This is a genomic window from Bacillus sp. CZDM1, from assembly GCF_055502545.1.
In genome coordinates this window covers 492201-515726 of the sequence record NZ_JBUESO010000002.1, presented here as the reverse complement: position 1 = coordinate 515726, position 23526 = coordinate 492201, and the positions used below count along the sequence as shown (strand labels likewise).

Below are 23526 nucleotides of genomic sequence, written 5' to 3'. Positions count from 1 at the left end.
ATAGAAAGGGGGCACAATATTGTTAAAGGAAATTACAACTTCTCAAAACATTGTCAGATACAATGGACAAAGCTTTTTTGAGGAAGAGGATGACATTGCGGTTGAAACAGCATTAACAATTATTCTAGATGGTAATGAGTTTGCCACTATGGTTTGTACTCCATCAGAATGGTACGAATTGGTGGTCGGTTTTCTTGCATCCGAAGGTGTTATTCGCTTTTATCAAGACATCGAATCCCTCCACATCGATGAAGAAAGGGGATTCGCATATGTTGAACTTTTGAAAAAACATTGTATTCAAAAGGATTTACACTCAAAGCGATTTATTGGTTCTTGCTGCGGAAAAGGACGGCAATTTTACTTCCATAATGACATGAAGACCGCAAAGACAGTGATGACGAAATTGACAATTACACCGGAACAATGCAGGGACCTAATGAAGCAGCTGCAGGAGAGTTCATCACATTTCCAACAAACCGGTGGTGTTCATAATGCTGCATTATGCACCAGTGATGGAATCGTTGTATCTAGAACAGATATTGGACGCCATAACGCCCTAGATAAACTATTTGGTTATTGTATAATGAATCGAATTTCATTAAAGGATAAAATCATTGCCTTCAGTGGTCGAATTTCTTCTGAAGTTTTATTAAAGGCAGCTAAGATTGGTGTTGGAATTATCCTCACTAAATCGGCTCCTACCAATTTAGCCTTAGATTTAGCAGAGGAACTTGGCATTACGGCAGTTGGGTTTATACGGGGAAACGGATTCAATGTATACACCCATCAGGAACGGATTCAAGGGTTTGAATATAATCGGTCATCTTCTGTCTAATATGTATTTATCCGTTCTATTTGAATACAAAAGACGGCACTTTTATATTCATAGAAAGTCTCGCATTCGTATATTTCTATGTAACGGTGCGAGTATAATGGCACCGTTTTTTTTATTTGGGTTTTTAACAATCCTTGAATATTTTGTACTTCCCGAAATGCCGTTGTTGCTTTTATTTTTTTTGAACAATAAAGATTTATGGTTGGTCGAAAAGAAATAAGTGAATTATAATGAAAAGAATAAATGTACTAGAATATGGAGGAAAAACGAATGAAATTTCCAAATGATGCTGATGGAGATGCTTTACATAGTCTTTATAAAGATGGATTAGATTTTAAAAAACAACAATCAGTGGACTTTTTTGTTGCTGTGCCTGATAAAGCAACAGGTGAAGAATTAACGCAAGTACTAAAAGAAGAAGGATTCAATTGTTTCTTAGAGCAAGACGACGAAACGGAAGAGTGGGCATGTTGTTGCTCTAAAAGAATGTTATTAAATTATAAAGAATTAATTAAAATCCAGAATAAATTAAATAACTTAAGTAAACCACATGGTGGGTATTCTGACGGTTGGGGCGTTTTTGTAGACTAAAAGGCTTAATCAAGGTGGTAAAAAGATGCAGATGTTTATTTACTTATTATTAGCCATCATTGGCGGGACTTTTATAGGAACACAAGCGGGGATAAATGGTGTTTTAGGCAAAAAAATTGGCGTAATTGAAGGCAGTTTTGTTTCGTTTTTTATCGGAACAGTCATTCTCTTATTACTTGCTATTTTTCTAGGTAAAGGAGATTTATTAAAAGTAACAACCGTTCCGAAATGGCAGCTATTAGGTGGAGCCCTTGGTGTTGGATATGTAACGATTATGGTCGCCGTAGTACCCAAAATTGGAGTAGCCTCAGCTATTACAGCTGTAATTGTTGGACAGTTATTAATAAGCGTGACACTTGATCACTTTGGGGTCTTCATCAAACAACCGATACCCATTGATTGGTACCGCGTTACAGGTTTAATTCTATTACTTATCTCGCTATTTTTGATATTCAAGGGGAATATTAAATAGTTTTGTAAAGATGAAATAATGCTTGAAGAATTATTATCGCAAGTACTGCATGCCCATTAGTTTAAGATTCTTTTATGATTAACGAAATCGTCCCTAGTACTCCACATACTTGGGATGTTTTTATTGTGCGCTCCTAAGACCGTTCCTTTGGCTCTATAATTCAGTATTTTGTCATTTTTTCTCTTACTTTGTGGGAGGAATTAATGATAGATTTATTATGGCTGTACCTAATACGAAAGGAACAGCTGTAATTGAAAGGAGGCCAAAAGAATGGGCTAGGATACGTATTTATTTGCTTCAAAAAAGATTGGGAGCAGGTATAATCGTCTATTGATTTTTTCTATAAGGTTTGACATTCCACAAGTTCTAATTTCAACTCGAAATTTCTCCTATTTTCTATCATATTTCAGATTTTCCTTCCGTTGTTATGAACCAAGTCTATTATTTTTTGAATTCCAAAAATACTTATTTTTAAATCTAAATATGTAAAAAAGGAATATTTTTCAATGGCATTATATTGGAATTCTTTTACTTAACCGATTACCAAACAAAATTGGAGGTTTTGTCATGGAGGAAACACAGAATAGTATTCTTTCAGAACTACAACATTTAACTAAGAATCAACAAGAATTAATGATAGGGCAGAAGGAACTAATAGGTCGTATAGAAAATTTAGAAAAAGGTCATAAAAAGTTAATGACAGCCAGTACCAAAAATACGAATAAAGTTTATGAAGAAATAAAAATTTGGGAGCAACAATTAAAGGTTCGGATAGAAAATTTAGAAAGTATTAAAGAGATTTTTTCTTTGGGGCAAAATGAAGTAAAAGAATTAATTTTAAAAACGACAGCGTATATGTCAGAACGGATGTCTGTTTCGGAAAGACTGATGATGGAAATTGAATGGTTAAATGAAAGTGAGCGCCAAGAGCTTCAGAATAAAATCAATGAAAAAAATATATTAAGAAGAGGCAATACATGGTCCGAGGATTGGGATGATGATCCGTATAATGATTACTAAAGTAGAATCAAATTTTGTTTAATTGAATGATCTTAAAAAACGGAGGTTTTTTTATGGAAGAAAAACTAAATATTATTATATCAGAACTAGGAAATTTAAATAAAAGCCAGAAAGAGTTAATAACTCGTGCAGATAAAATGGAAAATGGCCAGAATCAATTATTGAACCGTACAGAAAATTTGGAAAAAGGTCAAACTGAATTAATGAGTCGCACTGTAAATTTAGAAAAGGGGCAGATGGAATTAATAGACCGCTCGGGAAATTTAGAAAAGGGAATGACCCAATTAGTAGGTAGAACAGAAAATTTAGAAAAGGGAATGACCCAATTAGTAGGTAGAACGGAAAATTTAGAAAAGGGAGTGACCGAATTAATAGGTCAAACAGAAAATTTGGAAAAAGGGCAATTGGAACTAATTACAGGTCAGAAACATTTAACTACTCGAATAGAGAATGTAGAAAAAGGTCAGGACAAATTATCAACCGGACAAAATGAAATAAAAGACTTAATTAAGCATACAACTACTCTTATAACTGAAAATTTCACATACATTAGAAAGGATATGAAAGCAATCGCATCGGATGTTAACTCAGATGTTGAGCTTTTATTTAAAGAGATGGCTGATGTAAAGAGAAAAGTAAATAAACTAGAACAGAAATAACCCCTATTACTTCAGAAGATGAGTATTAAGAGGATGACTCATTTAAGCCATTCAATGATCATTATGGGCACCTATGAGAGGACCTTTTGAGACATTCTTAAGAAAGAAATCAGCAATTTAGTAAAAAAACGGAGAAATATTCCACATCTCTTTGAGCTATCTATATAAGGATTTGGAGCAAGGAATAATAGTGAAATCACGAATAGGAGCAGGAATTATGTCTATTGAAGTAAAACAAAGAAAAATAATTTTAGATTTAGCTGTTACGTTAGATGGTTTTATTGAAGGGAAAAATGGAGAAATTGATTGGTGCATTATGGATTCGGAAATGGGGTTTACTGATTTCTTACATCAAATTGATACTATTTTATATGGGAGAAAGAGCTACGAGTTATGGGGGCAATATACACCAGAAACAGAAGTGGCGGAAGCGGAAAGAGAATTGTGGGAGTTAGTACATAGTAAACAGAAATATGTGTTTTCCAGAACGCAAAAAGGGACAGATGATAAAGCAATATTTATAAATGACCAGATTCTTGAAGAAATCAATACATTAAAGAATAAGCCTGGTAAAGACATCTGGTTATATGGAGGATCCAGTCTAATTTCTACTTTTATTAAATTAGGGCTTGTGGATGAATTTAGATTATCTGTTCACCCTGTAGTTTTGGGAGAAGGAAAACCGCTGTTTATGGATTTACAAGAGAGGGTAAATTTGAAATTGGTTAACACCAAATCATTCTCATCAGGCGTTGTCCAGCTAATCTATCATTTGAATAGGGATTAATTGCATTACACCTATACATTTTAGATAAGGGTTGGTGATTTTATTGGAAACAATCCAATCTATGTTTAAGCATTTACATTGGGCTAATCAACGAATTCTTGAAACCTTACAAAACGGTAAAAGAGGTATCGATTTCTTACGATGCCTCTTAAACATAACAAGTATTATTTTTGTATTGCTTCTACATTCGGTGTTTTAATAAATGAAAATTTAATTAAACCAAGGATTAAAAATAACATACTGATTGCCCAAAGAACCCCGGATATACCAAGACGCAACGATATTTCTTCCGATGCCATTGGATGATTTACATCAAAACTGATTACACTTATGGCTTGGCTGACAGCCCAGCTGAAGAATAGTAAAAATCCTATTACCAATGTATAGGCCATGCGAAATGGTTTCCGTTTTTTTGAAAACAACAATACTAAAACGACCATAAACGTAACACCTATTATGATAGAGAAACCACCTATTAACATTCCCATTGTTTCCTGTTCCATCGGCATTCCCATTTACACCCCCAAATTACCATTATTGTTAATATTAACATAAAATTCCATTTGAGACCCTTGTAGAGAAATAGGAGACTAATATAAAAATTGAGGACCTTTATAGGAATTTAATGATAAAATTAATTACTAGAATAATTAGGGAGTGTGAAACACTATTGGGTTAGTAGCTGGATTCATAGTTTAATAATTAAAAAAGGGTTTTCCACTGGCGATTACAGGGTAAAATCCTTTTTGTCTTCCGGTTAAAACCATATTATCCCGGCAATACATGTAATAGAAAATGACATGATTTTAGATAAAATGGGGGAGAGGAATGGGTAAAAAAGTAAAGAGAGTTGGATACGAACTTAATGCTAATGGAATAGAGTCTTTGCCTGATAGTGAAATTAAATCAATTTTACGGGGAGCAGACGATTTGATTATGAGCGGAGGCCGTGCGATGCTTGCTAAAATCTTAGCGGGTTCAAAGGACAAAAAGCTTCTAGAGCTAAAATTGGATCAAAGTCCTGTATACGGAGCATTTAAAGGTATTTCTCAAAAAGAAATTCTTGCAAAAATTGACTGGATGATTTTGCAAGATTATTTAGAAATAGAATATAATTACAGACTTCCACTGCTTGTTTTTACGGAAAAGGGCTGGGATATTGAACGGGAGATCTATGCAGACGAACTAATGGCAAAGTTGATAAAAGCTGCCGAAAATCATACATATGAATTTGTCGAAACATTAAAAGAGCGAAACAGGGGTATGATTCTCTTGTTGTTAGATAAAATTGCAGAATCAGGCAATAGGGAATTAATCACCATACTAAAAGCATGGCAAATGATAGAATTTAAAAAGGTTAAAGCAAAAATCCAGGAAGTTATGGAAGTATTAGAGAATGGAGAAGATCAACCTAAAACGGAACATAAACAAGAGGTTATCTCGTTTGGGGCAAATAAAAAATGGCTTGCCATCCCAGCGGCTATTCGCAAAAAACTTGAACGTAATGTTTGGTGTAGTCATTGTACGGATGTTGTACAAATTGTAGACTATGTCGTCAAAAATTCACCACCAGGGATTGTCTTAGAAGGTAAATGTCGAAAATGCGGCAAGGATGTCGCAAGATTTATCGAATAAAAAATGAGTGCCAGTGCCAATCAGTTGATCGGTGCCAGGCACTCATTTTAGTTTAAAAAACCATAAGAACCGTCCCCATGGTCCCTATTTATATTTTCCTTTTAAGGTATAAAATTCCTTTTAAATACAAACCTATAAGATAAGGTTTTAAAACGATTTAACGGGGAAAAAGGGTGAAGATGATGAGGCGTATGAGATGGAAGCTTTCGAAAGCTAAAATGGCGACTAACGCCTCAGCAGAGAGAACAATTACTCAAAAACAGGATCTGCTAGCTGATAACTTAATAGGAAATGAAAACAGGCTAAGATCTATTTATAAAGATTGTTCAGATGTTATCTTTCGCTCTTTTTTCATAGGTAGAAAAGATAAGGCACTTTTGATTTATATTGATGGTCTGTCGAATATACAAGAATTAGATGACAATGTTCTTTCTCCACTGATGCAGATAACAGAGGAGGAATTGTTTAACATAAAGAGTTTAATTGAAACAAAAATATCTGTATCCAGTGTCAAAGAAGTCAGTACATTTTCTGAGGTCCTAAAAGAAATTTCCTCAGGAAATCCAGTGATACTGGTAGATAAGAGGAAAACAGGTTTTTCACTCGGACTCCCTAAATGGGAGACGCGTTCAATTGAAGAAGCGTCAGCAGAGATGGTTGTCAAGGGACCTCGTGAAGCATTTGTTGAAACTTTAAGGGTAAATACATCGTTACTCCGAAGAAAAATAAGAAGCCCCGAACTAAAAATTCAATCTATGGAAATTGGCCGTTACACCAAAACAAATGTTGTGATTTCCTATTTAGAGGGAGTAGCGGACAAGGAATTAATTGAAGAAGCAAAAAACCGATTAAGCCGGATAGACATTGACGGAATATTGGAAAGTGGCATGATCGAAGAATTTATAGAAGATAACCCGTATTCCCCTTTCCCACAGGTTTTGTCAACCGAGCGTCCAGATGTCGTGATCGCGGCTTTACTTGAAGGGCGTGTGGCTATACTCGTTGACGGAACTCCCTTTTCAATCATTTTGCCTACGACTTTATATTCTTTGTTGCAATCAGCTGAGGATTATTATGGACGATTCATGATTGGGACTGTGATACGCTGGCTTCGTTACCTTTTCCTAGTGATTTCTTTACTTTTGCCCGCTTTGTATGTAGCCGTGATCACCTACCACCAGGAGATGGTTCCGACTACTCTTTTGATTAGTATGGCTGCTTCACGTGAGCGGATTCCATTTCCAGCTCTCGTTGAGGTATTAATCATGGAGATCACATTTGAAGCACTTCGTGAAGCTGGACTAAGACTTCCTAAGCAAGTTGGAGCAGCGGTAAGTATAGTAGGGGCACTCGTTATAGGAGAAGCATCTGTTTCTGCTGGAATTGTTTCTGCTCCGATGGTGATTGTCGTCTCGATTACAGGAATAGCTTCATTTACGATTCCACGCTATTCAGCTGCTATCGCGATTCGAATGCTGCGCTTTCCGATGGTTTTATTAGCTGGAACACTTGGACTACTTGGTATAATGCTCGGGATTATTACCATTATCATTCACTTATGTACGCTGCGTTCTTTTGGTGTACCATACCTTAGCCCAATGGCTCCAATGCAAGGCGGGGAGTTGAAGGATGTTCTTTTTCGTGCACCATGGTGGAAGATGAATTCAAGACCTCACTTTACTGGGAAGCATAACAAAAATCGACAATCCCCTGGGCAGAAGCCTGAACCAACTAAAGGGGACGAAAAATAGTGAATTGTGTCTTTCATGAATGTATGAGGTGAAACAAGATGATTGAAAAAGGAAGAATAAGCTCTTTGCAGATGGCTATCATGATGCTGCCGACTATTATTGCTACGGGCATTTTCTTATGAATAAAATGTTTTTAATCAAAGCAAAGAAAATAACGATAATCTTTACTATCTGGCTTTTTCCCCTTTTGCTTACAGGCTGCTGGGACCGTGTAGAAATCAATGATTTAGCACTTGTGTTGGCAACAGGAATTGATATAAGCGAGGAAGGAGAAATTGAGCTTTCCGTTCAGTTGGCCATTCCAAAGGCAATGGGCGGAGGGCAGGGATCAAGTGGTGGCCAAGGGGGGGATCAGCCGACGACAGTTGAAAAAGTAACTGGCAGAACGATTTTCGATTGCCAATCCAAGCTTCAGGCAAGTACTTCCCGCCGTCTTTTTTGGGGACATAACCGAGTGGTCATTATTGGGGAGAAATTAGCTGAAATTGGGATTCAGAAACACATAGATTTTTTTGCCCGTCACCCAGAACCGCGGCTTAGAGCGTATGTATTTGTCAGTAAAGGCAAGCCAACTGATATTTTGAAAATAGTACCTGATTTTGATGACAGTTCATCTGAAGTCGCAAGAGAAATAGCAAAATTTGAGATTGGAATGAGCGTGACCTTGAAAGAATTAATAGAGATGTTAAGTGGGGATGCAAATACGGCACTTCCTTGGATTGAAGTTGAAAAGGAAGTTCAAGGGAAGGGAGGGGTACAAGTGTATGGAACGGCTGTTTTTAAGAAGGATAAAATGATTGGTCGAATGGATGAGGAGCTATCACGAGGGTTATTATGGCTAAGAAATGAAATTAAATTGGCTGCCGTAACCATCAAACCAGAAGATGCTGAAGGTCAGATTTCATTTGATCTCCTTCGTTCTCGTACGGAGTTGATCCCGAAAATTGAAAACGATAACTGGAAAATGACGATTAAGGTTACAACAGAAGATGATGCAGTGGAAAATGAAACGAAGTTAAATCTAATGAATCCAGAGGTTGTGAAAAAGCTTCAAAAACAAATGGAAGCTGAAATCAAAGAGCGAATTCGCTTGGCACTTGAACAGGTTCAAAAAGAGATGAAGGTTGATATTTTGGGTTTTGCAGAAATATTTCACCGTCAATATCCAGATCAGTGGTCAAAAGTAAAGGATCAGTGGGAGGAGAAATTTCCGGAAATAAATATTGAAATTCAAGCGAAGGCGTATATAAAGAGACCTGGTTTGTCCACTTCACCTCAGGGGATATCGGAAGAAGAGGTACGAGAAAAATGAATATAGCGTCAGTATTCGGGATTACTGTTGTGGTTATTCTTATGGCATTATATGAATGGCCGAAAATGGAAAAAAACAAAAAAAGGGAAAAACGGACCTTTATAGCGTTAACGATGGCAGGATGGCTGTTGGCTGTCCTTCTCGTTTATTTTCCGGATATGCCGGGACCCAATCAATTTATTGATAAGATTTTTAGGCCTCTAGGAATGCTGCTTCAATAATATGTAATAGAAATTTTATTACCTTAATGAATAGGTGAAGAAAATGATTGAAAAAGGAAAGATTTCAGCCCAACAGATGGGAATCATGATGTACCCTGTAATCGTTGGGACAGGAATCATATCTGTTCCGGCAGCTACGGCGAAATATGCCCATAACGACCTCTGGCTCTCGCCGTTTTGGGCATCCTTCTTAGGTTTTATTCCAATTTATATCGCCTTTCAGCTACATAAGTTTTATCCAAAGCAAACCATTATTCAATACAGTGAACAAATTACTGGAAGAATCCTTGGTAAGATTCTCGGATTTATATATTTGGTCTTTTATTTACAAATGAATGGCGGGGGGATTAGAATTTATTCGGAGTTCATTAATGGAGCTTTTTTACCAAAAACACCGCAAATTTTGGTTAGTTTAACGATGGTTCTCGTTTGTTCCTTTGCCGTACGGGGAGGGATAGAAGTATTGGCTAGGGTTGCCCAGTTTTTCATTCCACTTTATGTATTATCTATAGTAATCCTTATCATATTGCTTCTTCCTGAATTAGATTATAAAAATATGCTGCCAATTTTGGAAAATGGGCTTATGCCGTCATTAAAGGGATCTATCGTACCAGGCGGATGGTTTGCTGAATTTTTACTCGTTGCATTTCTATTTCCCTATTTATCTGACACTGAAAAAGGAAGAAAATGGGGAAAAATCTCTGTATTTTCTGTCTTGATCACATTTATCGTAACAAACTTTCTTATTCTTTTTCTATTTGGGGGAACTACATCAAGGTATTTATATCCACTATTCTCAGCATCTCGGTATATTAGTGTTGCTGGCTTCTTGGAACATCTAGAGTCAATCCTCATGGCGATGTGGGTAGCGGGGACGTTCATCAAATTCTCAGTCGTCTTATATGCCATTGTATTATGTGCGGCTCAATTGCTGAACCTATCCGATTACCGGCCAATTGTATTTCCATTAGGTTTTCTGAATATATTGTTCTCCATGTGGGGAACTCCTAACAAAATGGTTGAAAGCGAGTATAATTTTATCGTATTCCCTATTTATTCTTTTTTTGTACAAATCCTTATTCCACTAATGCTGCTTATAATAGCAGTTTTACGGAAGAAAAGGTATCCTACTTCCAGGGGTTCTGGGAGTTGAACGTGGAAAAGTGAAATGGAATAAGGTCTTTCCCCAATAATGAAATCAAAAAGATTTTCCGGGGATCTGAGTGCCAGTACCAATCAGTTAATCGGTGCCAGGCACTCATTTTAGTTTAAAAAAACCATTAGAACCGTCCCCATGGTCACCCTTGGTCACATGGTCATGAAACCTTATTCTGTTGAATATAATTTAACAAGTTGTGATGGTGTAATAGGGAGGGACGGTAGGTAATTTGGATAAGTTAAGATATAGGCAATTGAAGGCATTTGTAGAATTAGATTATAAGGGCAGACATGATGATATTCCTCAATTCCATTTTCATCGAGAAGATTTAAAATGGTTATTTGAAATGGCAGAAAAAGCAGCGATTTATGAGCGATCCTTAAGAACAATCGCACAAGATAATGGGAAGGAATCTAATGAATTAATTGAAATGGCAAGTAAGGCATTAAGAATTTAGAGGCACTTTTTAAGGTTTAAAATGAAACAAAACATGCAGCATTTAGTATCATTTCAATAGCAGCACCGCTCTTGGTAATCACATGAGCGGTGCTATTATTTTATATTAGACTTATTCAGCGATTACAATATTTCGATATACCCATCTGTTCCATGTACACGAATTCGCTGCCCATCTTTTATTAGTTTGGTAGCATTTTCCACTCCAACAACTGCCGGTAAGCCATATTCACGTGCGATAACTGCTCCATGGGTCATCAGTCCGCCAACTTCGGTGACGAGACCTTTTATGGAGACAAATAACGGTGTCCAGCCAGGGTCTGTAAAAGAGGTGACTAAAATATCTCCATCTTCTAAATCAGCATCTTCCATGTTTAAAATGACACGTGCCCGGCCCTCTATTACTCCGGAAGAAACAGGCAGACCTACGAACGACTGTGCTGGAAGATTTTCTCGTTTGTACTGACCTGTAATGATTTCACCATCAGACGTGATCACACGTGGGGGAGTTAGTTTTTCATAAAATTTATACTCGTCTTTTCGTTTGTTGATAATCTGTCTGGTCGCAAGCTCTGCTTGCTGCTCGACCATGCAACCCGGGTAATCCAGTTTGTTTGTACGTACGACTTCTTGAAGCTCTTCAAAAGTGAGATAGTAGATATCTTCTTTTTCATGAATAAGCTTGGATTGTACGAGTTGTTCGGCTTCTTTCAGTAAAGCCTGCTTATAAACGAAGTAGCGATTAATCATCCCGTATTTAGGATATTCACGATATCCGATGGAATTCCGTAGCAGTCGAATCATTTGTTTTGCCTCTTCGGCTTTATGATCACCATCCGGTAATTGCTTCAATCGATCTACTATCTCTTGTTCTTTTTCCAAAGCAACTTGCAGCCCTTGCTCAAATTTTCGTTTGCCAGCACCAGGCTTATCTGTTTTGATGTTACTCAGAATCAATGGGACAAGTGTTGAAGGTTTTTCACTCCAACGTGTTTTCGTCAGATCGATTTCTCCTGCACATCGCATTCCGTATTTCTTGAGATAAGCGATTATTGCATCTTGGCTTTCCTGTCCACCCTCAAACTTGACCAGGTCATCCAAAAAGGTATCATCTTTTACCTGCTGTAAATAAGCAATTACTTCTGGATAAGGACGAATCACATCTGCAACATCCAATAACGCCAGACCCATTTCCGAAGTAATATTGTTTGATACAGATAGAGAAAGTGTGTCTGCAGCGTTTTTTTCACCTAACCACTCGTTCATTTTTTCATTGATCCATGATGAAGCATTGAAAGCAGCCATGATCACAGCAGAACTTTGAGGGTCAAATAAAATCTTCTTTAATTGCTGGATATCTTCTAGAATGAAATCTAATAAATCCGTTCCTGATTTCGTTTGGATGTTTTGTTTTAACTCATCTATTGATGCTTGATTGCTCTTAACTAAATCAGAAACGATGGTCGGAATGTTTTCTATTTCTGCCAGCATATTTGTATTGTTTCTGCTTGGACTCGGTGCTTTTCTATCATTTGATACTGATTTTACGAAATCTCCGCGCTCTAAAAGTGTCATCAGTGCGTCTTTTATGAGCGGATCGTATTGACCCAGGGTATTTACTACCATTTCCAGCATAGGTGTGACATCAACAAACAATCTTCCACCAGCTGTACGCATCGGTGCAGGAGTCGTTAACAGGTAAAAAGACAATCCCAATGGACTCATGGGGTCGGTCATCATTTGTTGATGGCCAACAGAAACATAGACGTGCTTTTCTTGATCGTTCACTTCGGGAATGGGGTATAAGGTAGTAATGGGACGACTCTGGACGATATAAAAGGTATCATCAACCAAACACCATTCAATATCCTGTGGGCTGCCGAAATAAGCTTCGATTTGTCTTCCGATGCGTGCCAATTGTAAAATTTGATTTTCGGTAAGTGTTTGAGTTTTTTGTTGATCAGGGTTGATCTGTTTTGTCTCTGTTCCGCCTTCTTTTACTCCATAGATAGCCGCTTTTTTAGCTGCGATCCTCTTATCGACGATTTTATCTTCCTGTACTTTATAACAATCGGGGGAGACCAAGCCAGCGACCAATGCTTCTCCAAGTCCGAAACTGGCATCGATGGATAGAATTTTTCGGTTTGAAGTAATCGGGTCAGCGGTGAATAATACTCCTGATGCCTGTGGGAAAACCATTCTTTGAACGATAACAGATAAATAAACCTGTCTATGGTCAAATCCGTTCTGCATACGATAGATGACCGCACGATCCGTAAACAGAGATGCCCAGCATTTGCTGATATGCTGCAAGATTGCTTCGGTTCCGATGATATTTAAATAAGTGTCTTGCTGGCCAGCGAACGAGGCGTGTGGTAAATCCTCCACAGTCGAACTAGAACGCACGGCATAAGCATGTTCATCGCCAAACTGGGAGAGATAGTGAGTAACTTTTTTCACAACATTGGATGGAATTTCTACTTTTATAATGAGTTGTCTAATCTTCCTGCAGATTTCACCTATTTGATTTCGATCCTCAACTTTTAACAGTGTTAGTTGATCCAACATTGCTTGAAATGTTTCGTTTTGTTCGATGGCTTTCTGATATCCCAGTGTTGTTACACAAAATCCTTCTGGTACTTGGATTCCTTTAATTTTTGATAATTTTCCTAAATTTAACCCTTTGCCGCCAACGAGCGAAAGCTGTGTATTTTCCATTTCCAGAAAACCAAGAACCAATGAACTCATTCTACATCTCTCCTAAGTAATCGTTTTACTTAATTCGAATCAATGATTCCTCCAACCAAATCTAAAGTTCTATTGCATTTTAGCAGTAGTAAAGTGGAATAAACAGTCTATTTTGCCCATATTTTATCTGTTATAATTAAAGTAGGAAGAGTTCAATCTTCAAAAAAGTAAAGTAAGATCATCCCCGGTCATCGGTTCGAATCTGATTAATAGGTCTTCAACAAATCGGACACTTTAATGAAATACTAAAGCCTAATTTCTCACTTAAAATACCGAGAAATTAGGTTTTTTTATATTTGGATTTCCTTATCGTTGTAAATCCGCATCCTGATACTACTCCAATAGCGCATGACTTAGATATGACAAATAAAAAGGGCAGGGACCAATTTTGGTCATAATATGCTCATCTAAATAGTAAAAATGGTATGAGGATTGTTTTTCCAACTCCATATTTGGTTAAAGATTCTTTTAAATTGTACAACTTAGATTATTAGTTTACTAAGGAGGCGTGTTTCGTGAAATCAATTGGAATCTTGGGTGTAGGTCAAGCAGGCGGGAATATTGCAGAAATTGCATCAGCCTTGAATTTTCCAACAGCTCTCATTAATACGAATCAAAGAGATGGTGTTGTAAATACTCGAGTAGAAAAAAAGTTTTTTGTTCCAGGATACAATGGTGCCGGTCAGGATCGTTCATTAGGATTACGTGCGCTTCAAGAAAATTATAAGGAGATTATTGATTTTGTTAACAGTTCCTTTAAAAACATCAAGCTTCTATTAGTGGCTTTTTCAACAGACGGGGGCACGGGTTCAGGTATGAGTCCGATGTTAATTGATCTGTTAATCGATCAGCTGCCTGGTATCAAAGTGGGAGCGATAGCGGTTATCCCTGAACGGAATGTATTAGCGGGAAATCGCATTAATACCGCGGAGTGCATCGAGGAACTTTCCAATATCGAAGGCATTTCTTCTGTATTCCTCGTCGATAACGATCAAATGCGTAAATTGAAACCACAATCCAGTAAACACGAAATTTACCTTTCTGCTAATCTTCAAGCTATAGAGTCTATTAACCATCTTCTGAAAATAACGAAGAAGAGTTCCTTCTTTGGCAATTTTGATGAAACAGACTTAATGAATATCCTTGGATCCAGAGGTGTTACGATTATTTCTTCCGCTCCCATTACGGAAGCGAAAAATACCTCGGAGGTATCAAAGAAAGTACAGGTTTCATGGGAGAATTCAATTTTCTGCCCTGTTGAATCACAAGGAGTCATTCGTGCTGGGCTAATCTATGAAGGGCCAGAGAGTATTTCAAAGCTGATAAATGTACCGTCCATCTTTGAAAGAGTGGGGGAACCGCTGCAATTATTTGAAGGAACCTATATCTCGGAATCCGACCCTACCATCACAACTATACTTGCTGGACTATCCTTCCCAACTCGCCGGATGCTCGCCGTAGAGGAATCAATAGAAAAGAATAAAGAACGCTTACAGGACCTTGTAAAAAAGGAAAATACTCAAAATTACGAGTCTGGAATCCGTTGGGCCTCCAACTTAAAACTGATCAAACAGGAAAGAAAGCCAGTATCGATCACTTCCAAATTAAATAAGTACCAAAAGAAATAACCATGAGTCAAAAGAATCACAAGACAGTCGCCGAAAGATATTTTTTAAATATAAATATTAAGCATTTAAAATGTGGTAGATTTTCAAAAATTTGATGTCAGGCACCAGTCAATTTATTGATTGGTGCCTTTTTCTCTTTTTATAAAGAGATGAACGTAACAACTTGTTTTGGCGTATGTTTTAGTATGAGGGAGATAAAGGGGGAAGTAATAATTGTTAGCGCTTGGAATATTTCTAATCATTATAGGTGTTAGTATGGTTATTGAACCTTCACTTTTTTGGTTATTGACCGAAAGGTGGAAATCCAATGATGGCACAGAGCCTTCCAGGTTGTATAGTTTGTCAACCATGTTTGGCGGTATCATTATTACGGTTGTCGGTTTCTGTTCGGTTATTGTCGCTTTCCTTTAACCATTTTTACCTCTTAGTAAAAAAGAAAGACCTCCGGGCTTATTAGCACAGGGGTCTTGTTCATTTTTTTAGTGCCATTTTCCCGAACTGTATAAAAGTGTGAGAAATGTTCCTATAGCCCATGCTTAAAATTCATAGACTTTTACTTAAAAGCATACTCATTAATAGTAATCGACCCTTAAGGCGGAATAGAAAATGTACATGTTTTTCAACGTATACCCATCTTTTTTCTAAAATGAATTTGGAGAGGATGCAATGTCAATCTCAAGCAACAATAAACGCAGATATATGCCGGGGATTGATGGACTTAGAGCTGTTGCTGTCATGGGTGTTATTCTATACCATCTCAATATCCCTTGGTTTCAGGGCGGGTTTTCAGGTGTAACGGTTTTCTTTGTTTTGTCAGGTTACTTGATCACAGACATTCTTATTGATGAATGGAATAAAACGAATAAAATTGACTACCTTCGCTTTATGATTCGACGTTTTCGCAGACTGGCTCCTGCCGTATTGGTGATGATTTTTACCGTTACCTTATGGGTGATATTTTCGAATCATCCTTCGTTCGACAAATTACGTTCAGATTTTTTGCCTTCGCTTCTTTATATGACAAATTGGTGGTACATCTTTCATGAAGTTTCCTATTTTGATAGCTTCGGTCCTGCATCACCCTTTACTCATCTATGGTCTCTGGCCATTGAGGAGCAATTTTATCTAATATGGCCGCTGCTGATGATTCTTGGTTCTACTTTTATAAAAAAGAAAAGGTTTCGTGTGCTGGCTGTACTGGCCGGGGGCGTCATTTCAGCTTGGTTAATGGCATTCCTTTATATACCTGGAGAGGATCCTTCCCGTGTCTATTATGGAACAGACACAAGAGCTTTTTCACTTCTTCTAGGAGCAGCACTTGCTTTCGTTTGGCCAAGCCAGAGATTATCTAAAACTTTACCAAGGCATGCTAGTATCGTTCTTGAGATTGTAGGAATAACAAGTTTATTGCTGATTATCACACTATTTGTGATTACATCGCAATTTGACCCGTTTCATTATCAGGGCGGCATGCTACTTTTATCAATCATTACCACTTTAGAAGTAGCGGCATTAGCTCATCCAGCTAGTAAGCTCGCAAAATGGCTCAGTGTAAAGCCTCTCCAATGGATGGGGGTTCGATCCTATGGCATTTATTTGTGGCATTACCCGATTATTATCTTAACAACACCGATTGTGAATACAGATGGATTAAACCTTTGGAGAATCATCTTACAGATATTTTTCACATTGATACTATCAGAGTTATCCTATCGATTTGTGGAAGTACCGATTCGGGAGGGGAAGTTAAAAACGCTTCTTACAGGTTTAAAAGGTCTGCCAATCAATCATCAAAGGATCGTTTTAGGAAGCTGTGCTGCATTGATTGCATCATTTGTAGGAATATGTGTGGTATTTGCTTCGAAAACAACTGTCGTGGTTCCGTATCAAGAAGCCTTAATAATAGAAGCATTCAAAGAAATAAAATTTAACGAAGATCCAGCCAAAGTTCCTGTGCCTGAAGAGGAAATAACGAAACCAGAGCCTGATTTGAAGATCATTACGGTTATTGGAGACTCGATTCTTCATGATGTCGCTCCATACTTTAAAAAACATTACCCCGAAGCGACAATTGATTACCGTGTCGGCCGGCAAATGTCAGAGGTGCCGGAGGTGATTAGAATGCTTGCGGGAAGTGGGCAATTAGGGGAGTATGTATTTATCCAGCTTGGCACCAATGGGTCTTTTGTTAAAACAGACTTAGTAAATTTAATCAAAGATCTGGAAAATAAAAAAGTATATTTAGTAAATTGCCGCGTACCTAGGCCATGGGAAACGAACGTGAACCAAACCTTAGAAGAAGTTGTTAAAAGTGTACCCAATACTGTTCTCGTAGATTGGTATAGTGCCAGTGAGGGTCATCCAGAGTATTTTGCACAGGATGGCGTTCATTTAACGAGAACAGGCGGAGAAACATACGCTAACCTACTAGTCGAACAAATGGAAGAGTAACCATAATACGTCCAAGTATTAACATCAAAAAGAACCTCAGAACTGAAGCTGAGGTTCTTTTTGATGGAAAAATTCCTATTTCTTTTCGACTTTTACTAATCCTTTACCTACATTATCTTTTTCAAAATACACAGTGACCATATCATCAACTGTTATTTTTACACTTGAATCAATGATTTCAGCTGAAAAAACAATCTTGGTTCCATCTTCACTCTTTCCGTAGTATTGATTGTCGATAATTTCCGTAATTTTATAATCAACTATTTTGTATTCAGAGGAATCATTGCTTTGATTGATCACTGGGCTGGTTTGGGATTTTACTATAAATAATACGAATAATATGGTTATAAGAATGGCAAGGACGATGACTCTTTTTATCATTTTAACTTAACCTCCTTTATGTATTTTATGAGATGGGGGGAGAAAGTAAATCCTCCCATTTTCCTCTAGACTTTCTACCTATTCCCAAAATAATTTCTATAATATGGCAACACAGGGTGATAGATAGTTGGTGCATTTGTTAAAAACGAACATTAAAAGTTTATGAAATGCTTACATACATTAAAAAACGAACGATATATCAAAAATAATAGTTAATATTCACATTTTATTGATTTTTGACGTTACACTTGTTATACTAATCTTACAAATTAGCTATTGTAATATATCTAAATATTCATTATAATTCTATTTGTTAGAATTTATAATTTCCAAGAGGGGAAGAGGATACCTTAAATTGTTATAAATAGATGGGCGAATTGTCAGCTCACTGATGGGTACTTTGTAACGGTGATAAGTGGTCTAATACGAGATGGAGGGGTACATCTATGAAAAATTTATTAAAAAAGTGGAATCAAATTAGTCTGGTAAAACAAATATCTATTGGTTTATTGATTGGTATTATCCTGGCGGTTGCGATTCCAGAAGTGGCAAAACCAGTAGTCATTTTAGGCTCATTATTTGTTGGTGCTTTAAAAGCTATTGCACCAGTATTGGTACTCTTCCTGGTAATGTCTGCTATTGCTCAGCATAAGAGTGGTCAGCAAACGAATATGAAATCGATAATTTCCCTATATCTATTAGGAACGTTTCTAGCTGGATTAATTGCGGTTGTTGTAAGCTTTATTTTCCCTGTTAATATCACACTTACGAAGGGTGCCGAGGATTTGGTGGCTCCGGGCGGTGTGGTAGAAGTTCTCAAAACTTTACTGCTGAATGTTGTTGATAACCCAGTTAATGCCATTGCAAATGCAAATTATATCGGTATTTTAGCATGGGCAATCGTCCTTGGTTTAGCTTTAAAAAATGCTCCTGATTCGACAAAAACAATGATTTCTAATTTTTCAGATGCCGTATCCAAAATGGTTACATGGGTTATCAAGCTTGCACCATTAGGAATCATGGGTCTAGTGATTGATTCCATTACAACAAACGGACTCGAGTCTCTATTAAGCTATGGAAAATTACTTGTTGTTTTGATTGGATGTATGCTCTTTGTAGCGTTCGTTGTCAATCCGCTCATCGTATTTGTGAATGTCCGTCAGAACCCATACCCGCTTGTATTCAAGTGTGTAAAGGAAAGTGGAATTACTGCATTCTTCACACGCAGCTCTGCGGCCAACATTCCGGTAAATATGAAATTGTGTGAAAAACTAGATTTAGATAAAGATACTTATTCCGTATCCATTCCATTAGGTGCAACAGTCAATATGGCTGGTGCTGCCGTTACGATTTCTGTTTTAACACTAGCTGCTGTTCATACACTAGGTATTCATGTGGACATTCCTACAGCCATTATCCTAAGCGTATTAGCTGCTGTAGCTGCTTGCGGTGCTTCAGGTGTTGCGGGCGGCTCACTATTATTGATTCCTTTAGCATGTAGCTTATTTGGAATCTCCAATGATGTTGCGATGCAGGTAGTGGGAGTAGGCTTTATCATCGGAGTTTTACAAGATTCTTTTGAAACAGCACTTAACTCCTCTACAGACGTTCTTTTCACAGCAACAGCTGATTATAAGAAAAAGCTTAAAGAAGGCAAAAGAGTAGATATCAAAAAAGTAGCATAATGATTATCCCTTTTGTGCAGACAGGCAGGAACCTGTCTCACAGAAGGGATTTTTTTATGGATAAAGTGGATTATCTTTTAAGCTTAGATGTAAATTGATTGACTTTACTGAAAACTGAGTGTAGAGTGAAAATTAAATTAATAGGAAGACCACTAGGGGAGCCGATTTGTGGCTGAGACAAGAGTTATCTTGGACCCTTTGAACCTGATCTAGTTCATACTAGCGTAGGAAAGTGGAGTCTGTGTTTGGATAAATCATTATTCAGCCGCTCCATTTTTGGGGCGGTTTTTTCGTGTTTTGATCTTCAGCCGCCCTTTCGTGTCTTCTCTGTTAAACCAATAAGGGGGATAATATTATGAGTTTTTCAGCAGAATTAAGAAAAGAAGCAAATCCAATCTTTCAAGCGATTTTTGACCATCCTTTTGTTCAGGGAATTGCCAAGGGGGAATTAAAAAGCGAGCAATTGATTCATTATGTGAAACAGGACTTTGAATATTTGAATTCTTTTATACGAATCTATGGAATTGCAGTCTCCAAATGTGAGAGTCGTGAAGAAATGGAGATGTTTAATAAGCAGATTTCTTTTATCTTAAACAGTGAAATCCATCCACATAATAACTTTTGCCAAGTAGCGGGTGTTCCTTACGAGGAATTACACGGATTTCCATTATCTCCATCAGCACATCAGTATATCCGTCATATGCTAACAGTTGCACACGAAGGAACATTAGGGGAAATTCTTGCAGTGTTATTGCCGTGTCCGTGGACGTATTGGGAAATTGGGAAGAAATTATTAACTGAGGTGAATCCAGATCCTTCACACCCTTTTTATGAATGGATCAGTTTTTATGGTACTATTACCGATTCGATAACCATTAAGTTTTGTGCCCGTCTAGATGAGTGGGCAAAGGGAGCAACAGAGAGGGAAAAGGAAAAGATGAAGGAACATTTCTTAATCAGTTGTCAGCTTGAATATATGTTTTGGGACATGGCCTATAAACTTGAAGAATGGCCAGTGAAAATGATGGAATCGGTGAAATAATGTCCTGTACAGAGATTTTTTATTTAATTGGAACAAAGTTGTCACTATCTCGGCACCACAAATAAAAATGACAGACGTATAATAAAAGTAGGAAATAAAGTTATTATTCTTGAGAGGATGAGAGTAATGTTAACGGATTATTCAAGAATCGTAGTAGCATATGACCATTCTGATTTAAGTAAAAAAGCATTGAAAATGGCAATGAATCTGGCAAAACAAGATATGAAAATTGAATTAGTAGTTTTTATGGTCACACAGCCTGTAAGACCAATGGTTTACACATATGGTTATGCATTTGAGGCAATCCAGGACTCGCAGCGTGAGGAAGTTAATGCCATACGTAAAGAAATTGACGAAGAAATTCAATCGCTGCCGAATAAGACAAAATCAGTGGTAATGGAAGGTAATCCTGGAGTAATGATTGTTGAGTTTGTAAAGCAAAATGATGCCGATCTTGTCGTAATGGGAAGCAGAGGTTTAAGTGGACTGAAGGAACTATTCTTGGGAAGCGTCAGCCATTATGTCGTACAAAAGGCACCATGCCCAGTGTTTATTGTAAAATAAATCACTATTATAAAAAAAAGCTTGTAGAAAAGTCGATGAGACCATTCTACAAGCTTTTTTTATTGAGGATAGAAGCAATAAAATCCTCGTAGGTTTCTAAATGAACATCAGCTTCGATGTTTTGATTTTGAAAGGCAACTGTTTTAATCCCTAATTTTCTTGCCGGAAGTAAATCTAATTCCCTATCTCCAACTACCAAATCAATTTGATGATTTTTCAAGACATATTCGTAAGAAGAAGGGTGAGGTTTTCTGTCAAATCCTTGTTCTTCAACGGAGACAATTTCTTTAAAGTAGCGGGTTAAGTGATATTTCTCCAGAAGATAGATCGTAGATTCCATATCACGATGGGTCACAATAATATTGTTATCAGCGGCTGATAAAACTTCCTCTAAATGCTCAAAAGGCTTACTGTGTTCTTTTGAGTACTGTTTATCAATACGCTTATATTCTGCTCGTTTATCCTCATCAATCCCATAATGTTTAAAGGCAGTTAAAGAATCTATCTTTAGCCATTTTAAAACTTCAACAGCTTCAAGGTCCTGCTGACTTAGTTCTATAAAACCCTCAACCAGTGCTGGATATGTATCAAAAAGTGTTCCATCAAAATCCCATAATATATTCAATTTCATCCTTCACTCCAATCGTCTAATCCTAAACACTTTCAAAAATATTACTGTATCATGATTTTATCGATAATTCCAATTTGACACCTAGGAGTGAATCGTTTTATTCTATCTCTATTAAAATTTGATTAATTGCTTTAAAGATTTAAAAATTATGTGTAAGATTGATAAGTATAGAGAAAATTCAAAATACGATGAAGTAGTTCTTAAAGGGAAGTGTACATAACATGCTTAAAATCTGGAACATCGAGAAAATCATTGAAGATACATTAAATATGCACCATTTAGAGATAGACTATGAAATTAATAATAAACTACCTGTACCTATGAGTTACAACGTTTCAACCAATACGATTAAATTTAATTACCTTCAAGTTAACGGGTATATTAGCAAAATCAGAATGAAAGAGACAGATGAAAATCTTGTGAAAATAATTCTGTATCATGTAATTGGTTATTACTTGGATTTTAAGAAAAATAAACATGATCTTAAGACTCTCAAGTATGGTGAAGACGATGAAATAGCAAAGTTAAAAACTCAAATAGAGATGAATGCTTGGATTTATGGGAGAAAATTGGTCCCGGAGGATCTCTTACAGTCTTATGATCAAGTAAGAGAATTAGATAAAGCGCTAATAAACGGTCAATTAACGAACATTTAATAGAGCTGAGGGACGGAAAGATGCTTTTTCGTACCATTGTCAAAAAATGATAATTGATTCAAAATGAATAGGTGCAAATAACATTATTATGTCAACTAATTGAAAATCCCTTTTGTGTAGACAGGTTAGAACTGTTTACACAAAAGGGATTTTTTTTCGAAAAAGTTTTATTCTTTTTCGATAATATTACTGAAAGATAGAATATGCGAATGGATTTTTCAACGAAACCTTTATAATTAGGCTTTTGTAATGGTAGCAATACCCACCTATTGTACATATTTTGTGGGGAAGGTAATGCAGTGTATTTACCTATTTATAAGTTTGTTCTTTGCCCATTTCAATTAGCTGCGGCCTTTTTTAAATATATAAGGAGGTAATAAAAATGAATGATTTCCATAGTCAACTCCAGGGATTAAATCTTGGCGATTTCCAAGCGACCCAAGCAGTTCCTTATGACCAGACCCCATACTATAATGATCAGGATCGAATTTTCCTAGGTGTGGGTGGTTTTGGCCGTTGTTCTAGCTGTTTTAGTTGCTTTAGCTGTTTCAACTGCTTTAATTGCTTTAGTTGTTTTAACTGCGGAGGCCATCGTTGCGGCGGTCATCGCTGTGGAGGACATAACTGCGGAGGCGGTCACCGGTGTGGCGGCGGAGGCGGTCATCGTTGTGGCGGTGGCGGCGGTCATCGTTGTGGTGGCGGAGGCCATCGCTAAAGCGGGTGCTCGTTTTCAATCTATAACGAAAACTCCAATTGCATATGAAGAGGAGAAGAGTCCCTACAATGGATGTAGGGGCTCTTCTCTACAACCATTAACATAAGGGACAAATTGAGATACATAG

General features: G+C 37.1%; 24 protein-coding genes and 1 riboswitch. Of the genes, 20 read left to right on the top strand and 4 right to left on the bottom strand.

All coding sequences use genetic code 11. The features are described from left to right. Positions 1-19 precede the first annotated feature (19 nt). From fdhD to ACY3XC_RS06995, 6 genes are all read left to right on the top strand, one after another. Complete coding sequence (fdhD, locus tag ACY3XC_RS07020; RefSeq protein WP_464867924.1) at positions 20-835, top strand: formate dehydrogenase accessory sulfurtransferase FdhD; 816 nt, start codon at positions 20-22, stop codon at positions 833-835. Positions 836-1105: 270 nt separating this feature from the next. After that, positions 1106-1426: a ribonuclease E inhibitor RraB gene (locus ACY3XC_RS07015; RefSeq protein WP_464867923.1), complete on the top strand. Its 321-nt coding sequence runs from the start codon at positions 1106-1108 to the stop codon at positions 1424-1426. Positions 1427-1451: 25 nt separating this feature from the next. Beyond that, complete coding sequence (locus ACY3XC_RS07010) at positions 1452-1898, top strand: DMT family transporter (RefSeq protein WP_464867922.1); 447 nt, start codon at positions 1452-1454, stop codon at positions 1896-1898. A 567-nt stretch (positions 1899-2465) separates the two neighbouring features. Beyond that, on the top strand, positions 2466-2918 hold the full coding sequence (locus ACY3XC_RS07005; RefSeq protein ID WP_464867921.1) for a hypothetical protein: 453 nt from the start codon (positions 2466-2468) through the stop codon (positions 2916-2918). 53 nt (positions 2919-2971) lie between these two features. Beyond that, positions 2972-3577 carry a hypothetical protein gene (locus ACY3XC_RS07000; protein ID WP_464867920.1) on the top strand — a complete coding sequence of 202 codons (606 nt, stop codon included), beginning with the start codon at positions 2972-2974 and terminating at the stop codon, positions 3575-3577. A gap of 217 nt (positions 3578-3794) precedes the next feature. Next, on the top strand, positions 3795-4364 hold the full coding sequence (locus tag ACY3XC_RS06995) for a dihydrofolate reductase family protein (RefSeq protein ID WP_464867919.1): 570 nt from the start codon (positions 3795-3797) through the stop codon (positions 4362-4364). A gap of 164 nt (positions 4365-4528) precedes the next feature. Here ACY3XC_RS06995 and ACY3XC_RS06990 read toward each other — a convergent pair whose 3' ends face one another. Continuing rightward, entirely contained in the window at positions 4529-4879 is a 351-nt protein-coding gene (locus ACY3XC_RS06990; RefSeq protein WP_464867918.1) for a hypothetical protein, read from the bottom strand. 313 nt (positions 4880-5192) lie between these two features. On the opposite strand from ACY3XC_RS06990, the gene ACY3XC_RS06985 reads away from it, so the two are divergent. The 6 genes from ACY3XC_RS06985 (at position 5193) to ACY3XC_RS06960 (ending at position 10899) form a co-directional block, all read left to right on the top strand. Continuing rightward, on the top strand, positions 5193-5999 hold the full coding sequence (locus ACY3XC_RS06985; protein WP_464867917.1) for an RQC-minor-1 family DNA-binding protein: 807 nt from the start codon (positions 5193-5195) through the stop codon (positions 5997-5999). A gap of 191 nt (positions 6000-6190) precedes the next feature. Next, entirely contained in the window at positions 6191-7750 is a 1560-nt protein-coding gene (locus tag ACY3XC_RS06980; RefSeq protein ID WP_464867916.1) for a spore germination protein, read from the top strand. Between the two features lie 118 nt (positions 7751-7868). Next, entirely contained in the window at positions 7869-9062 is a 1194-nt protein-coding gene (locus tag ACY3XC_RS06975) for a Ger(x)C family spore germination protein (protein ID WP_464867915.1), read from the top strand. Further along, on the top strand, positions 9059-9283 hold the full coding sequence (locus ACY3XC_RS06970) for a hypothetical protein (RefSeq protein WP_464867914.1): 225 nt from the start codon (positions 9059-9061) through the stop codon (positions 9281-9283). Before ACY3XC_RS06975 ends, ACY3XC_RS06970 begins: the two co-directional genes overlap by 4 nt. 43 nt (positions 9284-9326) lie before the next feature. After that, complete coding sequence (locus ACY3XC_RS06965; protein ID WP_464867913.1) at positions 9327-10436, top strand: GerAB/ArcD/ProY family transporter; 1110 nt, start codon at positions 9327-9329, stop codon at positions 10434-10436. A 235-nt stretch (positions 10437-10671) separates the two neighbouring features. Next, the gene (locus ACY3XC_RS06960; RefSeq protein WP_464867912.1) at positions 10672-10899 is read left to right on the top strand and encodes a hypothetical protein; all 228 of its coding nucleotides are present in this window, start codon (positions 10672-10674) and stop codon (positions 10897-10899) included. A gap of 122 nt (positions 10900-11021) precedes the next feature. Here the strand turns inward: ACY3XC_RS06960 and ppsA are convergent, their stop codons facing one another. Then, positions 11022-13646 carry a phosphoenolpyruvate synthase gene (gene ppsA / locus ACY3XC_RS06955; RefSeq protein ID WP_464867911.1) on the bottom strand — a complete coding sequence of 875 codons (2625 nt, stop codon included), beginning with the start codon at positions 13644-13646 and terminating at the stop codon, positions 11022-11024. Positions 13647-14161: 515 nt separating this feature from the next. Between ppsA and ACY3XC_RS06950 the strand changes: the two genes are divergently transcribed. From ACY3XC_RS06950 to ACY3XC_RS06940, 3 genes are all read left to right on the top strand, one after another. After that, complete coding sequence (locus ACY3XC_RS06950) at positions 14162-15274, top strand: FtsZ/tubulin family protein (protein WP_464867910.1); 1113 nt, start codon at positions 14162-14164, stop codon at positions 15272-15274. A 213-nt stretch (positions 15275-15487) separates the two neighbouring features. Continuing rightward, positions 15488-15685 carry a DUF6199 family natural product biosynthesis protein gene (locus tag ACY3XC_RS06945; protein ID WP_179159613.1) on the top strand — a complete coding sequence of 66 codons (198 nt, stop codon included), beginning with the start codon at positions 15488-15490 and terminating at the stop codon, positions 15683-15685. 255 nt (positions 15686-15940) lie between these two features. Then, entirely contained in the window at positions 15941-17725 is a 1785-nt protein-coding gene (locus ACY3XC_RS06940; RefSeq protein WP_464867909.1) for an acyltransferase family protein, read from the top strand. Positions 17726-17800: 75 nt separating this feature from the next. Here the strand turns inward: ACY3XC_RS06940 and ACY3XC_RS06935 are convergent, their stop codons facing one another. Continuing rightward, a complete protein-coding gene (locus tag ACY3XC_RS06935) occupies positions 17801-18106 on the bottom strand; it encodes a hypothetical protein (protein WP_464867908.1) in 306 nt (101 codons plus the stop codon). A 446-nt stretch (positions 18107-18552) separates the two neighbouring features. Here ACY3XC_RS06935 and sstT point away from each other — a divergent pair, with 446 nt between their 5' ends. The 3 genes from sstT to ACY3XC_RS06920 all read left to right on the top strand — a co-directional run bounded on the left by sstT (position 18553) and on the right by ACY3XC_RS06920 (position 21397). After that, a complete protein-coding gene (gene sstT, locus ACY3XC_RS06930) occupies positions 18553-19791 on the top strand; it encodes a serine/threonine transporter SstT (RefSeq protein WP_179159616.1) in 1239 nt (412 codons plus the stop codon). A 144-nt stretch (positions 19792-19935) separates the two neighbouring features. Beyond that, a riboswitch (TPP riboswitch) is annotated at positions 19936-20039 on the top strand. A 107-nt stretch (positions 20040-20146) separates the two neighbouring features. After that, entirely contained in the window at positions 20147-20833 is a 687-nt protein-coding gene (gene tenA, locus ACY3XC_RS06925) for a thiaminase II (RefSeq protein WP_464867907.1), read from the top strand. A 126-nt stretch (positions 20834-20959) separates the two neighbouring features. Further along, positions 20960-21397: a universal stress protein gene (locus tag ACY3XC_RS06920; RefSeq protein ID WP_179159618.1), complete on the top strand. Its 438-nt coding sequence runs from the start codon at positions 20960-20962 to the stop codon at positions 21395-21397. A 46-nt stretch (positions 21398-21443) separates the two neighbouring features. Here the strand turns inward: ACY3XC_RS06920 and ACY3XC_RS06915 are convergent, their stop codons facing one another. Continuing rightward, positions 21444-22028 carry an HAD-IA family hydrolase gene (locus ACY3XC_RS06915; protein ID WP_464867906.1) on the bottom strand — a complete coding sequence of 195 codons (585 nt, stop codon included), beginning with the start codon at positions 22026-22028 and terminating at the stop codon, positions 21444-21446. A 221-nt stretch (positions 22029-22249) separates the two neighbouring features. On the opposite strand from ACY3XC_RS06915, the gene ACY3XC_RS06910 reads away from it, so the two are divergent. Both ACY3XC_RS06910 and ACY3XC_RS06905 read left to right on the top strand, forming a co-directional pair. Next, the gene (locus tag ACY3XC_RS06910) at positions 22250-22684 is read left to right on the top strand and encodes a hypothetical protein (RefSeq protein ID WP_464867905.1); all 435 of its coding nucleotides are present in this window, start codon (positions 22250-22252) and stop codon (positions 22682-22684) included. Between the two features lie 382 nt (positions 22685-23066). Beyond that, positions 23067-23399 carry a heterocycloanthracin/sonorensin family bacteriocin gene (locus ACY3XC_RS06905; RefSeq protein ID WP_464867904.1) on the top strand — a complete coding sequence of 111 codons (333 nt, stop codon included), beginning with the start codon at positions 23067-23069 and terminating at the stop codon, positions 23397-23399. The last annotated feature ends 127 nt before the right edge of the window (positions 23400-23526 follow it).